The sequence below is a fragment of the Methylomicrobium lacus genome (assembly GCF_041897535.1).
GTDB classification, from domain to species: Bacteria; Pseudomonadota; Gammaproteobacteria; order Methylococcales; family Methylomonadaceae; genus Methylomicrobium; species Methylomicrobium lacus_A.
Genome location: NZ_CP169217.1, coordinates 3472783 through 3486489, shown reverse-complemented (window position 1 = coordinate 3486489; position 13707 = coordinate 3472783). Strand labels below are relative to the sequence as shown.

At 59.2% G+C, this 13707-nt stretch carries 13 protein-coding genes; 3 read left to right on the top strand and 10 right to left on the bottom strand.

Annotation, left to right across the window (positions count from 1 at the left end; all coding sequences use genetic code 11):
• Positions 1-114: 114 nt before the first annotated feature.
• The 10 genes from fliG to ACEPPP_RS15600 all read right to left on the bottom strand — a co-directional run bounded on the left by fliG (position 115) and on the right by ACEPPP_RS15600 (position 9554).
• Complete coding sequence (gene fliG, locus ACEPPP_RS15645) at positions 115-1122, bottom strand: flagellar motor switch protein FliG (RefSeq protein ID WP_374088241.1); 1008 nt, start codon at positions 1120-1122, stop codon at positions 115-117.
• The gene (locus ACEPPP_RS15640; protein WP_374088239.1) at positions 1115-1729 is read right to left on the bottom strand and encodes a FliO/MopB family protein; all 615 of its coding nucleotides are present in this window, start codon (positions 1727-1729) and stop codon (positions 1115-1117) included. The genes fliG and ACEPPP_RS15640 overlap by 8 nt, the downstream gene beginning before the upstream one ends.
• On the bottom strand, positions 1729-2079 hold the full coding sequence (fliN, locus tag ACEPPP_RS15635) for a flagellar motor switch protein FliN (protein WP_374088237.1): 351 nt from the start codon (positions 2077-2079) through the stop codon (positions 1729-1731). Before fliN ends, ACEPPP_RS15640 begins: the two co-directional genes overlap by 1 nt.
• A gap of 60 nt (positions 2080-2139) precedes the next feature.
• Positions 2140-3108, bottom strand: coding sequence for a flagellar motor switch protein FliM (gene fliM / locus ACEPPP_RS15630; protein WP_374088236.1), 969 nt, complete (start codon positions 3106-3108; stop codon positions 2140-2142).
• Between the two features lie 361 nt (positions 3109-3469).
• Positions 3470-4915, bottom strand: coding sequence for an efflux transporter outer membrane subunit (locus ACEPPP_RS15625; RefSeq protein ID WP_374088234.1), 1446 nt, complete (start codon positions 4913-4915; stop codon positions 3470-3472).
• On the bottom strand, positions 4912-5892 hold the full coding sequence (locus ACEPPP_RS15620) for an efflux RND transporter periplasmic adaptor subunit (RefSeq protein WP_374088232.1): 981 nt from the start codon (positions 5890-5892) through the stop codon (positions 4912-4914). Before ACEPPP_RS15620 ends, ACEPPP_RS15625 begins: the two co-directional genes overlap by 4 nt.
• A complete protein-coding gene (locus ACEPPP_RS15615) occupies positions 5882-6628 on the bottom strand; it encodes an ABC transporter ATP-binding protein (RefSeq protein WP_374088230.1) in 747 nt (248 codons plus the stop codon). The genes ACEPPP_RS15620 and ACEPPP_RS15615 overlap by 11 nt, the downstream gene beginning before the upstream one ends.
• Positions 6629-6630: 2 nt before the next feature.
• Positions 6631-7791, bottom strand: a complete 1161-nt coding sequence (locus tag ACEPPP_RS15610; protein ID WP_374088228.1) for an ABC transporter permease — start codon at positions 7789-7791, stop codon at positions 6631-6633.
• A 33-nt stretch (positions 7792-7824) separates the two neighbouring features.
• Positions 7825-8430 (bottom strand): NUDIX domain-containing protein, encoded by a 606-nt coding sequence (locus ACEPPP_RS15605; RefSeq protein WP_374088227.1) that lies wholly within the window; start codon positions 8428-8430, stop codon positions 7825-7827.
• Positions 8427-9554 (bottom strand): sorbosone dehydrogenase family protein, encoded by a 1128-nt coding sequence (locus ACEPPP_RS15600; protein WP_374088225.1) that lies wholly within the window; start codon positions 9552-9554, stop codon positions 8427-8429. Before ACEPPP_RS15600 ends, ACEPPP_RS15605 begins: the two co-directional genes overlap by 4 nt.
• A gap of 112 nt (positions 9555-9666) precedes the next feature.
• Here ACEPPP_RS15600 and htpX point away from each other — a divergent pair, with 112 nt between their 5' ends.
• From htpX to ACEPPP_RS15585, 3 genes are all read left to right on the top strand, one after another.
• On the top strand, positions 9667-10542 hold the full coding sequence (htpX, locus tag ACEPPP_RS15595) for a protease HtpX (RefSeq protein ID WP_374088223.1): 876 nt from the start codon (positions 9667-9669) through the stop codon (positions 10540-10542).
• A 200-nt stretch (positions 10543-10742) separates the two neighbouring features.
• A complete protein-coding gene (cysM, locus tag ACEPPP_RS15590; protein ID WP_374088221.1) occupies positions 10743-11633 on the top strand; it encodes a cysteine synthase CysM in 891 nt (296 codons plus the stop codon).
• Positions 11563-13695 carry a C4-dicarboxylate ABC transporter gene (locus ACEPPP_RS15585; protein WP_374088220.1) on the top strand — a complete coding sequence of 711 codons (2133 nt, stop codon included), beginning with the start codon at positions 11563-11565 and terminating at the stop codon, positions 13693-13695. Before cysM ends, ACEPPP_RS15585 begins: the two co-directional genes overlap by 71 nt.
• The last annotated feature ends 12 nt before the right edge of the window (positions 13696-13707 follow it).

Here is a 13707-nt window from a genome sequence, read left to right as displayed (position 1 = left end):
CTATTCTGATAGGAGGCTTGAACGTCTTTCTTCCGACGTTATTTAGGAATTGGATGTCTTTGAGAAATATGCCACTTCAAACTGTCGAGTTCGGAGGAGAAAAAGCTGAGTGCGCTAATTGAACTCCCCCTCGTCCCCGCCAAACACGACCGCCCCCGAATCGGCCAGGCTTCTGACGATCAGCAAAATTTCTTTTTGCGCCGCAGCGACTTCGCCAGGACGGGCGGGCGGCGCGGCTTCCAAGTCATCGCGCAGCATTTCCGCGGTACGCCGGGACATATTGCTGAAGATTTTCTGCTTAAGGCTTTCGCTCGCGCCCTGCAGCGCCAGCAACAGCCGATCCGTCGCCACTTCGCGCAGCAGGCTTTGTATGCCGCGGCCGTTCAGATTGATCAGCTCCTCGAAGACAAACAGCTTGTCCTGTATCTTCTGCGCCAGTTCGAAATGGCTGGCGGAAATAGCGTCCAGCACCTGATTGCCGATAGGGTTATCCAAATGATTCAATATATTGGCGGCGACATTGATGCCGCGAACCCGCGAGGATTTGTCGTTTGGCTTGCCGTCCCATTGTTCCCTTATCACTTCGTCCAGTTCACGCAAGGCTTCCGGCGACACCCCCTCCAGCGAGGCGATCCGCATCAAGAGGTTCGGACGAATTTCCTCGGGTAAGGCCATGATCACGTCCGCCGCGCGCTGACCGTCGAGCAAGGACAGCAGATTGGCGGCGACCTGCGGATGCTCCGAGCGAAGCCAGTCCGCCAGCGTCCGGGCATCCATCCGCTGCAAGCGCTGGATGCCTGCATTCCTGCCGCCGAGCAATACCCTGTCAATCATCGCTTCGGCTTTTTCGGTGCCGAGGGCATCCGCCATCACGCCACGAACATAGTCTTCGGCATCGCCGCCTATGGCCGCCTGTTTTTGCCGGGAAGTCATGAATTGATCCAATACGCCTTCCACCCTAGCCAGTGAAACCGCCTTCATCGACGCCATATGGGAGCCTAGCAGCTCCACGTCCCTGACCTCCAGATGTTTCAACACTTCGGAAGCTCTTTGCTGCCCTAACGCCAAAAGCACCAAGGCGGCGCGCTCGACTCCATTAAATTTTTCCGTCACGCTATTCATCTCTGATCCAGGCTTTCAGGGTTTGCGCGGCTAGTTTCGGATCCTGATCCACCAGGCTCCGCACCTGTTCGAGGCATTTTTCGTATCTCTCCGGCGAAAACGCGCTTGAAGGCACCTCCTCAACGGCTGATGGCGCCTGGTTGACCGTTTGTTGCTCGGCAACGTGGGCGGCAAGATCAGTCTGCGCGCGCAGCACCGGATGCTTGGCTTCGGCTAATCCGGGGTTTTCGTGATCGGTGCCCTGAATCCTGTCTGCCTTGTTCAAACCGTCATCGCCTTCCAGCACATGCAAGGTTTGAATCCTGCCCGGCGTCACGCCCAACACCAGCTGTTTCCTGCCCACCTGCAACAGCACGACCTTTTCCCACAGCCCCAAGGATAGTCCGCCAGCCACGCGCATTTTGTCCGCGCCTTCCGCATTAACGCCGCCGAGCTTGCGGAAGCCCCAAAAACCCAGCAACACAACACCCAGAATCGCCAACAGGCTCACGCTCCACAGCGCAATGTCTTCGACGGCCAGATTTCCCGTTGGCGCACTCGCCGGCCACGCCTCGCAAACCGAGAGCCGCAAGCATAAAGCAACGGAAAGGAGGATTCTTGCCCGCATCAGGCTAGTCTTTTGACGCGTTCCGACAGGCTGATGATGTCGGTCAGCCGAATGCCGAATTTCTCGTTGATCACGACCACCTCGCCGCGCGCCACCAGGGTACCGTTCACCAGAATATCCAGCGGCTCGTCCGCCAGACGATCCAGCTCGACGATCGAGCCTTGATTCAACTTCAACAGATTGCCGATGCTGATCCGGGTGCGGCCGAATTCCATCGCCAGTGTCACCGGAACGTCCAGAATCGCATCGAGATTCAGCCCGTCCTGGACGGCAGCCGACGTTTTTTCACTTTCAATTTTGCGGACTTCCTCCTCGCCGGCCTTCACGCTAACACCATCGCTCTCAGTCATTTTTTCCACACTCCTTCATCTGATTCTCAACACCCGAACCGCTTCAGACGGCCTCGGTCCTTATATTTTTTCGATGACTTGCACTGCACAATGCCCTTCCGAGGTGCACGGCCTGCCGGTAAACACAGGCACGCCTTCGACCTGCAGCGATAAGATCTGCGGCATCTCGATCGGAATGATGTCGCCTATTTCCAAACGCATGAGATCGCCGACGGACAGACTTTTTTCCGCCAGCACGCTGCTCACGTCGACACTCGCGTCCGTCACCCGATTGCGCAGCGCCATCCGCCACTGCGGATCGGCTTCCTCGCCGTCACCGTAGGAGGCCTCCAGCACGCCGCTGATCGGTTCGATCATCGCATAAGGCAGCAGCAAGGTCAGATCGCCGCCGTTGCCTTCCAGGGTGATGTTGAGGGTGGCGGTCATCACATAGTCATCCCTGCCGGCGACAGCCGTATAATTCGGATTCGTTTCCGATTCCAAATAGTCAAAATCGACGGACAACACCGGCTCCCAGGCGTCTTTCAGGCCGTTAAAGACCCTGTCCAGAATTTTCCGGATCACCCGCATTTCGGTCCGGCTAAACTCGCGGCCTTGCGCTTCCGGGCCAAAATGGCCGTTGCCGCCGAAGACATGGTCGACGACGGTAAACACCAACCGGGGATCCATCACGATCAAGGCCAGCCCCCGCAACGGGGCCATCCGGACACTATTCAAGCTGAGGGGAGAGCGCTGCCGGTCCATATAATCGGCATATTTTTGCAGTTGAATCCCGGAGACGACGACATCCGGAGCCCGTCCCAGCCACTGGAATAAAGACGTGCGTAAAGCGCCGGCAAAGCGGTCATGGATCATCTCCAGGGTCCGTATCTGCCCGCCCCCAATCCCGCGTTCCTGACTGCCGAAATCATAGGGCTTGATCTCGCCCTGCGGCAGAAACTCCAGGTTTGCGCTTGCAAAATCGCCGCCCTCGACGCCGTCCAGCAGCCCCTCAATGTCTTCCTGCGAAAGCCAATCTGCTGTGCTCATAATGGATTTTGCTTGCCCGATGAATTAAAAAGCCCTGCGTTGGCCTGAAAGCATAAGTTTAAAAAAATATAGTTCAAGTATAGACACTGGCTTCGGAAAGCGACGAAAACGCGGCATCGAACACAAATTGGCAATACCGGGTTGACAACAGTATGGTGAACTGTGCGGAGCCGAAGCCAACGGAAAAAATATCAACTGGGGATGGGGTCAAAAATAAACTCCCAAAATAATCAGAAGCGAAGTGGGAGCGGTTTTCAACCGCGACTCAAGGCCTTGTTCTCAGCCCCCGTCGCGCTTAAAAAGCGCGCCCACATTGGATGCATAAAGTATCAAATCAGGGAAATTATTTGTATCCAGATCCTTAACCGCCTTTCGGACTAAAGGAAGTCTCCTTGATCTGCCAGCCGCCGCCCAATGATTTGTAAAGGGCCACTCTTTGTCCGGCGAGCTTGGCTTGACTATCGATCAAAGCCAACCGTCTAACAAGCAGCGCGCGTTGGGCGATCAGCACGTCCAAAAAAGCGGTCAAGCCGTTGCGGTAGCGTTCCTGCGCAAGCGCGAGCGCCAGCCGGTCCGCCGCTTCGGCTTTCTTCAATTGTTCATGGCGCTGCCGCTCCTGTTCGAGAGACGCCAGCGCATCTTCGACTTCCTTGAACGCATTCAGTACAGCCGCCCGATAGGCGTACAACAATTCTTGATGACGGGCTTTTTTACCTTCGATATTGGCCTTGATGCTGCCCCAGTTGAAAATCGGAAACGCGAGCGTCGACGCCATCGACCAGGATTTGCCGAGCATCGTGAAATCGGTGATGTCGGTATTTTGCAGGCCGATGAAGGCGGCAAGATTGATGCGCGGATACTGCGCGGCGACCGCGGCGCCGATCTCCGCATTGGCGGCGGCGAGTTGTCTTTCGGCGCGGCGAATGTCGGGTCGGCGGCGTAACAATTCCGACGGCAGATCGGCGGCGACCGGCGTTGCCGGAAGCGGGATGGCGGCGGTTTGTTGCAGGCGTGCGGTCAATTCGCCGGGCGTTCTGTCCAACAATACGCTCAAGGCGTGCATCGCCAGCTTGATCTGGTTTTCATAGAGCGGCCGCTCCGCCGCGGTCGCATCGACCTGCGCCTGGGCCTCTGTCACGTCGAGGTCGGAGGCAAGGCCGGCTGTTTGCCTTTCTTGGGTCAAATGCAGGGTGTCTTGTTGGGTGCTCAGATTGTCATCGACGACCGCAAGCAGTTGCTGATTGGCGCGCAGGGTAATGTATTGACTGGCCACTTCGCCGAGCAGACTGACCTGCAAAGCTCTGCGATTTTCGGTTTCGGCTTCGATCGTGGCCTCCGCCGCTTCAACGGTCCGCCGTATCCCTCCGAACAAATCGAGCTCCCACTGCGCATCGAAACCCGACTGGAAGATATTGATCAGCCGGTTGCCGATGCCGAAGGCGCCGCCGGCCGTACCCGTCGTGCCGGAGGGCGATGTGATGCTGTTCAGCCGCCGCGAGACCGTGCTTTGGCCGGAGAGCGTCGGCAGCCCCGCCGCGACCGCCTGCGTCCTTTGCGTGCGGGCGATGCGGATGCGCTGGAGCGCCTGTTTCAGGTCCAGATTGACCGTGATCGCTTCGTCGATCAAGCGGTCCAAAACCGGATCCTCGAAGGTTTTCCACCAGATATGAGAATCTTCAAGCTTGCCTGGAGCCCTTTGCCTTTCACTCCATTGGGTGGGCGCTGGCCCCTCGGGACGGACATAGTCCGGGCCGACGGTGCAGCCGGCGATGAATCCCAAGAGGCAAAGCGTCAGGATTCTGTTCATGCCGGCGGCAAGGGACTGGCATTGGCCGGGGCCGAATCGCGATCGAAATCCGGCGCTTCGATGAACACATCGAGCTGCTGGCCGACATACACCGGCATCTTGCTGCGGTTAAAGCTGTACAGTGCCTGCAAGACCCGCGTATCGACGCGTTCGGTGCTGTCGCCGGTCAGCGATTTTTTCGGTACCACATAAGGCTCGACCCAGACCAGCGCCAGGTCGGTCTGAAACCTGCGGTTGCCGCGCAAATAGGCGACGGCCTTGCTTTCGGGGCGGAAGCGCCAGGCGTCGTTCTCGTCGATGTCGACTCTGACATGAAGCTCGTCCAGATTGCCGACGATCATCAATGGCGTACTGAGAGGCCCCGCCTGGGCGAACTCGCCGGGCCGCACATTCACTTGCAGCACTTCGCCGTCGACAGGCGCCGCGACCCGCAGTAAATCGAGCGTGGTCTGGCTCGCCTTGACTGCCGCTTCGGCTTGCAGCACCTCCGCCCTGGCGCTGTCGAGCTTGCGCCTTGCGATCAGCGTCGCATTGTGGCGCCGCTCCAGTTCTTCGGTGCTGATCGCGCGCCGGTCCTGGACCGCGTCGGCCAAGCGCTGCAATACCTCGGCGTCCTTGACCCCCGCCTCGGCTTCGCCGACCGCGGCTCGCGCTTTCGCGAGATCGGCCTCGCGCACGGCTAGTTCGGCGAGGGCGGCGCGGTCGTCGATCAAAAACAGGATGTCGCCGAGTTTGACGCGATCGCCGACTTTGACCTTGACCGCTTTGACCAGGCCCGCCAAGGGAGCGCCGATCGCGATATTCTGGCTTTTCGCCTCGACAATGCCGGCCCCGGCGATGAAGGTCGCATAGGGCGAGGTGGCGGGCTCGGCCGCGGCCTGCGCGACCGGCGCCGGCTGATTGCTGCTGACGACCTGGAACACGCCGAACAGGAAGCCGGCGGCGGCCAGTGCGGGCAGCGTATATTTAGGTAACATCGTGGGCTCCTTGCTCGGTGCGGCCGGGATTGTTCGAAGGCTGGGATTGCTGCACCCGGACAATTTTTCCGTCATCCATTTGCGCGATCCGGTCGGCGAAGCCGAAGATACGGGCGTCGTGCGTCACGATCACCAGCGCCCTGGAATGGTCGACCGCGACCGCTTTCAGCAATTCGAGCACATGCATTCCGGTTTCATGATCGAGCGCGCTGGTCGGTTCGTCGCAGACGATCAGTCTCGGGCTATGGATCAACGCGCGCGCGATCGCGACCCGCTGCTGCTGGCCGCCGGAAAGCTGGGCGGGCAGCGCGTCCGCGCGATCCCCGAGACCGACTTGTTCGAGGACAGCGGCGGCTTTACGAACCGCTTCGCGCCGCTTCATGCCGTTGATGATCAGCGGAATCGAGACATTTTCGGCCGCATTGAGCGTCGGCAACAGATTATAGGCCTGGAACACGAAGCCGATATTTTGGGCGCGAAATTTGAGTTTTTGATCATTTTTCAATTTCAGCAAATCCTCGCCGAACACCCGGCATAAGCCGGAGTCCTGGTCCAGAATGCCGGCGATTACCGAAATCAATGTCGTTTTGCCGCATCCGGACGGTCCGACCAGCATCATCAATTCGCCGACATGGACTTCGAGATCGATGCCTTGCAGCGCGGTAATTTGCTGTGAGCCGGTGTCGTAGGTCTTTACGACGTTTTGGCACAAAACGGCCGGCGTATTATCGCTCATGCTCAGCCTTTGAATACGACCGCCGGTTCCAGCATGATCACCTTACGGATACTCAATAAGGCCGCGAAGACGCAGATCATGCTGACCCCCATGCCGCTGAATACCAGCAATTGCCAGGGGAACTTAAAGGCCAGGATCGTATCGCGCATCGCATAGCCGAATAAGGCGGTCAGGCCGACGCCCATGCCGTAGCCGATGCTGCCGACCAGCACCGCCTGCAGCAGGATCATCCGGAGCAGCACCCAGTTGCTGGTGCCCATCGCCTTCAGTACGCCGAACTGCCTGAGATTTTCGAGCGTGAAGTTGTAAAAGGTCTGGCCGGCGATCGCCGCGCCGACGATGAAGCCGAGCGTGACCGAGATGCCGAAGTTGATCGGGATACCGGTATTTTTCAGGAAATAATTGTAAGTCAGCGCCTTGAATTCTTCCTGAGTATAGGCGGCCAGTCCGGTTATCCGTTGAATCCTTCGGGTCAGTTCTGCGATGTTTTGGCCTGGTTTGGCCTTGACCAGAACGAACGAGAGCAGCTTCCTTTCTTTCGGCGCGTAGAGCAGCGCGCGGTTATAGGTCGTATAGATGACCGGCTGGGATTGAAAGGTGCGCGTGACTTTCGCGATGCCGACGACGATCGCCCGGCGGTCGTTCAATTCGAGGGTGTCGCCGATCGTCAGCGGCACGGGCTTGCCGCCAGGGGTTTGCGGCGCCTTGGCCAGCTTGGTTTTCGCGCCTTCGACATCGACGAGCACGCCGTCGCTGCGGCGCAAGTCTTCGAGTTTTCCGCTCAGCATAGCGGGAGGCCCACCGATCAAGGTCGCATCGTCCAGTCCGATCAGATTGCAGGTTTGAAACGTGCCGTCGTACAGGCGCGCCTTGATCAGCCCCTTGTATAAAGGCACCGCCCAGCCGACGCCGGCCACGCCGCGCACCCGGTAGAGTTCGGTGTCCTGCATCGGCTTGACGTCGTCGATGAACTGAACCTTGGGGTCCATCACCCAGATGTCGGGCAGTCCGACATCCGAGACAAAACTGTACGATCGCGCCATCAGGCCGAGAAAAATGGCGGGCTGCTGGGTCATGATCAAGGAGGCGAAGGTCAGCCCCATCACGATGCCGAGATACTTGCCCCGGTCACCCATCAGCATGGTCAGCGCGATGTAATTCATTGCGTTATGTTCCTTTCAGTCAGCCCCTTGTCCTTATGCCTCACGGCACCATCTTTGTCTCAGCTTATCCCGGTTCAGCGCCAGCCACTGCAGCGCCAGGATCGGAATCGCGGACTCGATCTCGCCGCTTTCGAGCATCCGATAGGCTTCGTCGAACGGCGCCGGACGCACCAAAATGTCTTCGTCTTCATGATCGAGGCCGTGAATGCCGCCGACCTGGCGGCTGTCGATCTTGCCGCAAAACAGCGTGATCATTTCCGCGCAGCCGCCCGGGGTCGTGTAGAACTGCATCACCTCGATCAACTCCTCGATAGTACAGCCGGCCTCTTCCTCCGCCTCCCGGTGCGCGACTTCCTCGGCGGTCTCGCCCTCCTCGATCGCGCCGGCGACGATTTCGACCAGCCAGGCCCGTTCGGGACAGCCGATCGCGCCGATCCGGAACTGTTCGATCAGCACGACCTCGTCCCGTTCCGGATCGTAGAGCAACACCGCGACGCATTTGCCGCGTTTGAACAATTCGCGTTCGATCTCGCCGCTCCAGCCGCCTGCAAACAGGGTGTGCCTGAGCCGGTATTTTTCGAGGCGGAAAAAACCCGCATAGCCGGTTTCCTTGCTGATGATTTCGAAAGCCTTGTTCATATTTTCGCTGGGTATTGCACTCTGTAGATCACGCCGAGATGGTCGTCGCTGATCAATAAGCTGCCGTCCGGCAGGGTCAGTAGGTCGACCGGCCGTCCGAGCACGGTTTCGTCCGGAGTCAGCCAGCCGTCGATGAAGACCTCTTCGCTGACCGCTTTGCCGTCTTTAAAATTGACCAGGGCGACCCGGTAACCGTCCGGCTCGGAGCGGTTCCAGGAGCCGTGCTGGGCGACGAACAGCTGGTTATGATAATGCGACGGAAACTGCGTGCCGCGGTAGAAACGCAGGCCCAAGGGGGCGATATGTGCCTTGTATTTCCATACCGGCGGCGTATAGTCGGCGCAATTCTTGCCGTTGCCGTACTCCGGATCGATGACCTCGCCGCCGTGGCAATAGGGATAACCGAAATGCTCGCCGATCCGGCTCCAGCGATTCAATTCCTCCGGCGGCAGATCGTCGCCGAGGTAATCGCGGCCGTTGTCGTTGAAAAACAAGGCGCCGGTGCCGGGTTGCCAGTCGAATCCGACCGTATTGCGGATACCGCGCGCGATGATCTCGAAATCGCTGCCGTCCGTATTGACCCTGACCAGAGAAGCGTAGATCGGCTTTTCCGGCTCGCAGATATTGCAGGGCGCGCCGACCGCGGTATAAAGCTTGCCATCGGGACCGATACGCAAATATTTCCAGCCGTGATGGCGGTCTGTCGGCAGCTTGTCGTAAACCGTCACCGGTTTCGGCGGCTTTTGCAGGTGTTGCAGGATATGGTCGAAACGAACGATCCGGCTGATTTCGGCGACATAGAGCGTGCCCTGACTGAAAGCGACGCCGTTCGGCATCGTCAAGTCATCTGCGATCACAGCGCGCGTTTCGGCGCGGCCGTCATTGTCCTTGTCCTGGAGCGCGTAAACCTTGCCTGAAACGCCGGAACCCGCAAACACGACGCCGTTGTCGCCGAGCGCGAGGCTCCGTACATTCGGCAAATCGCTCGCATACAGCGAGATCGTAAAGCCCGGCGGCGCATGCAGCTTCGCGATCACCTGTTCGGGCGCCTGTTGCCGCGCGCAGGCGGGAAAGACCACGCTGCCCAGCAGGACCGCAAGCCCGATTAATTTCGTCTTGTTCATAACGCCCTCACTCGTTAAACTTTATTTGTATATTATCACTCTGACCCGTATTGAATTCATTTATTCAATCCCTATTTTGTCAACATCCCAACTTGTCATAAAGGCAAACACCATGATGCGAATTTTTCTGTTTTTAGCGACCAATGTCGCGATACTGATCGTGGTCAGTATCGTTTTCAACGTGCTGGGTTTAAGCGGCGCTCTCGATGCCCGCGGCGTCAATCTGAACCTGAACGCGCTGTTGATCATGTCCGCGGTGATCGGCATGAGCGGCTCGTTCATTTCGCTGGCGATGTCCAAATGGTCAGCGAAAAACGCGATGGGCGTGTATGTGATCGAACAACCGCAAAATCAGACTGAAAAATGGCTGGTCGATACGGTCGCCCGCCTCGCCAGACAGGCCAATATCGGCATGCCCGAAGTCGGCATGTTTCAGCAGCATGAAGCGAATGCGTTCGCGACCGGCATGAGCAAAAACAGCGCCCTGGTCGCGGTCAGCACCGGCCTGCTCGAAACGATGAGCGCGGACGAGGTCGAAGCGGTCCTCGGCCACGAAATCAGCCACGTCTCGAACGGCGACATGGTCACGATGGCGCTGATGCAGGGCGTCGTGAACACCTTCGTGTATTTCTTCGCAACGATCATCGGTCATGTGGTCGATCGGGTCGTGTTCAAGACCGAGCGCGGCTACGGTCCGGCTTATTATATTACGCAGATGGCCGCACAGTTGGTGCTCGGCATCCTCGCCTCGATGCTGGTGATGTGGTTCTCCCGCCGCCGCGAATTCCGGGCCGATGCGGGCGGCGCAGCGCTGGCCGGACGCCAAAAGATGATCGGCGCCTTGCGCGCCTTGCAGCGCAGCCATGAGCCCTCGGCGCTGCCCGACCAGTTGGCCGCGTTCGGCATCAACGGCGGCGGCGTGATGCGCCTGTTCATGAGCCATCCGCCATTGGAAGAACGGATCGCGGCATTGCAAAACAGCCGTTGATCTGAAAAAACGTTACGGGCGGGTTGAATAACCCGTCCGGCATCACGCTCCCCGCGGGACGGGTGATTCAACCCGTCCTCAACTTTTCAATTCACCGGCCAGCCTCAGCGTCCGCCCGGACGCACCTTTAAATTCCGATCGGCCGTGCCGGCCATTTTATGGGATAATTCGGCGAATTTTTGCAATTGATCCCATCACACATGACTTACCCCACCATCGAAGCCTTCGTCGGCAATACCCCGCTGGTCCGCTTGCAGCGCCTGCCAGGATCGAACAGCAACACGATCCTGGTCAAGCTGGAAGGCAACAATCCGGCCGGTTCGGTCAAGGACCGTCCGGCCTTGAGCATGATTCAACACGCCGAAGAAAGAGGCGAAATCAAGCCCGGCGACCGCCTGATCGAGGCGACCAGCGGCAATACCGGCATCGCGCTCGCGATGGCCGCCGCGATCAAGGGTTACAAGATCACCCTGATCATGCCCGACAACATGAGCGCCGAGCGCCGCGCGTCGATGAAGGCCTATGGCGCGGACATCATTCTGACGCCGGCCGCCGGCAGCATGGAAGCCGCGATCGATCTGGCCCGCCAGATGGAAGCGAAAGGCGAAGGACGCATACTCGACCAGTTCGCGAATCCCGACAATCCGCGCGCGCATTACGAAGGCACCGGCCCCGAAATCTGGCGCGACACCCAGGGAACTGTGACTCACTTCGTCAGTTCGATGGGCACGACCGGCACGATCATGGGCACATCGAAGTTTCTGAAGGAAAAAAATCCTTCGATCCGGATCATCGGCGTACAGCCGGAAGGCGAATCGAAGATTCCGGGCATCCGCCGCTGGCCCGAGGAATATCTGCCGAAGATTTACGACCCGAGCCGCGTCGACCGGATCATACTGGTCGACCAGCCGTCGGCCGAACAGACCACGCGCGACCTGGCCGCGATCGAGGGCATTTTTGCGGGCGTCTCCTCCGGCGGCGCGGTGTATGCGGCGCTGCAACTGGCGAAGGAAGTCGAGAATGCAGTCATCGTCGCGATCATCTGCGACCGGGGAGACCGGTATTTATCGACGGGCGTATTTCCAGACTGAGCGCCGGAGGGCCTCGCCAAGGCTACTGATCCTCGCCGGATGGCTGATCCTGCTGGGGTTCGGCGCCAATAGCGGCGCGCTCGACAACATCGCGCTCGACATCGGCGCGCTGAACGCTCAGGGCTGGAAACTCGAAGGCGTAAAAATCGCGTTGAGCGACCTTCCCGAGCGCCGCCAGCAACTGGTCCTGACGATCGGCAAACTGAGCCTGCCGAAACCTTTCGACGACTTGAAACTCGCCGACATCCGCTGTACCTCATTCACTTGGGGCGACAATCAAGTCGTCTGCGAGCGCGGCAAGGCGCGAATCGATTCCAAACGCTGGCGCTCGCCTGGAGCCGATTTTTCGTTTCGGCTCGGCGAAAAATCCAGCCGCGCCAAGATCACCGATCTGCGTCTGTTCGGCGGCACGGTCGATGCCGAATTAAGCGAACAGGCGATGCGCTGGCAGGTCAGGCTGAAGGCGGCAAGGCTCGACGGCGTGCTGCTGCAAAAACAGCTCGGTTTCCTTCCCGCCGAGATCAAAAGCGGCGAGATCGGTCTGGCGCTGAATATGTCAGGCAGCCAAAGCGAAATCGACGACATCGACCTGAACGCCAGCACCGACCGGCTGACCCTGCAATCGGCGGACGGCAAGACCGCGACCGAAACCCTGTCGTCCACCGGGCAGCTCCATGCCGCCCATACCGACGGGCTCTGGCGTTGGCGCTTCAGCGAACAATTGACCGGCGGCGCGCTGTATTGGGAGCCTATCTATCTCGAGGCGGGCAACAAAACGATCAAGCTGACCGGAGAAGGTGTCTGGAATCCGGCGCAGCAGTACGCCAGCATCGAATCCTTCGCCTTCGATCATGCGGGCACCGCCCTGATGACCGGCCGCGCCGAGCTCGCACTCGGCGCGCAAGCGAAGCTGGCCGAAGCCGCGGTGTCCGTACAAACGGACGATTTGAAGCAGTTTGCGTCGGTGTATTTACAGCCTTTCGCCGCCCAAACCGCGCTCGAAGGCCTCTCGCTGCAAGGCAGGGCAAAGGCCGATGCGGCGTTGACCGAGCTGGGATTGACGAGCCTTACGGCAAGCTTCTCCGATCTTGCGGTCCAGGACGAAAGCGGCCGCATCAAAGCGGAAGGCGGCAAGGGAGCCATCCATTGGGCAAACGATCCCGCCGTTTCGATCCCATCGACTCTGGGCTGGCAGGCATTATCGCTGTATGCGCTGCCGATCGGCCCGGCCGAACTGTCATTTTTAAGCCGCGCGAGCCAGATCGAATTGCTGAAAAAAACCCAATTGCCTTTCCTCGGCGGCTCGATCGCGATCAAACGCTTCGACTACCAAGGCCACCCGGAGGCAGAGCCCGACGTGTATTTCGAAGGCAGCCTGAACCATGTCTCGCTCGAACGCCTGTCCAGCGCGCTGCACTGGACGCCGCTGTCGGGCACGCTCAGCGGCAACATTCCGGGCATCGAATACCGCGACAAGGCCTTGAAACTGGGCGGCGAATTAGTGATCAAAGTCTTCGACGGCGTGGTCAGAATCGCGAACTTGGCGTCCTCGGGCCTGTTCGGCGATTTACCGAAGCTTTCGGCCGAGATCGAGCTCGATCATCTGGACCTCGACCAGTTGACCCGCAAGTTCCAGTTCGGCGGCATTACCGGAAAGCTGTCCGGCTTCGTCAAGAATCTGCAACTCGAAAACTGGCGGCCGGTCAGTTTCTATGCCTGGTTCGGCACGCCGGACGACGACGATTCCCGGCACCGGATCAGCCAGAAGGCGGTCCAGAATATCGCGAACATCGGGGGCGGCGGCGCGGCGGACCTGTTGTCGCGCAGTTTTTTGCAATTTTTCGAGACTTTCGGTTACGACAAGATCGGCCTCGGCTGCTACCTGCATGACGGCGTCTGCCAGCTGATGGGGATCGAGGCCACCGCAACCGGCTACAGCATCATCAAGGGCGGCGGCCTGCCGAGAATCGACGTGATCGGTTATAATCCACGGGTTGACTGGAGCGTATTGATGGAGCGCCTGGAGCGCATTACCACATCGGAAGAAGTCATTATCAAATAATCAGGTGAAACC

Coding starts and splice junctions, on each gene's coding strand:
- fliG (WP_374088241.1), bottom strand. CDS start 1,122: ATGAATAGCGTGACGGAAAAATTTAATGGAGTCGAGCGCGCCGCCTTG.
- ACEPPP_RS15640 (WP_374088239.1), bottom strand. CDS start 1,729: ATGCGGGCAAGAATCCTCCTTTCCGTTGCTTTATGCTTGCGGCTCTCG.
- fliN (WP_374088237.1), bottom strand. CDS start 2,079: ATGACTGAGAGCGATGGTGTTAGCGTGAAGGCCGGCGAGGAGGAAGTC.
- fliM (WP_374088236.1), bottom strand. CDS start 3,108: ATGAGCACAGCAGATTGGCTTTCGCAGGAAGACATTGAGGGGCTGCTG.
- ACEPPP_RS15625 (WP_374088234.1), bottom strand. CDS start 4,915: ATGAACAGAATCCTGACGCTTTGCCTCTTGGGATTCATCGCCGGCTGC.
- ACEPPP_RS15620 (WP_374088232.1), bottom strand. CDS start 5,892: ATGTTACCTAAATATACGCTGCCCGCACTGGCCGCCGCCGGCTTCCTG.
- ACEPPP_RS15615 (WP_374088230.1), bottom strand. CDS start 6,628: ATGAGCGATAATACGCCGGCCGTTTTGTGCCAAAACGTCGTAAAGACC.
- ACEPPP_RS15610 (WP_374088228.1), bottom strand. CDS start 7,791: ATGAATTACATCGCGCTGACCATGCTGATGGGTGACCGGGGCAAGTAT.
- ACEPPP_RS15605 (WP_374088227.1), bottom strand. CDS start 8,430: ATGAACAAGGCTTTCGAAATCATCAGCAAGGAAACCGGCTATGCGGGT.
- ACEPPP_RS15600 (WP_374088225.1), bottom strand. CDS start 9,554: ATGAACAAGACGAAATTAATCGGGCTTGCGGTCCTGCTGGGCAGCGTG.
- htpX (WP_374088223.1), top strand. CDS start 9,667: ATGATGCGAATTTTTCTGTTTTTAGCGACCAATGTCGCGATACTGATC.
- cysM (WP_374088221.1), top strand. CDS start 10,743: ATGACTTACCCCACCATCGAAGCCTTCGTCGGCAATACCCCGCTGGTC.
- ACEPPP_RS15585 (WP_374088220.1), top strand. CDS start 11,563: ATGCAGTCATCGTCGCGATCATCTGCGACCGGGGAGACCGGTATTTAT.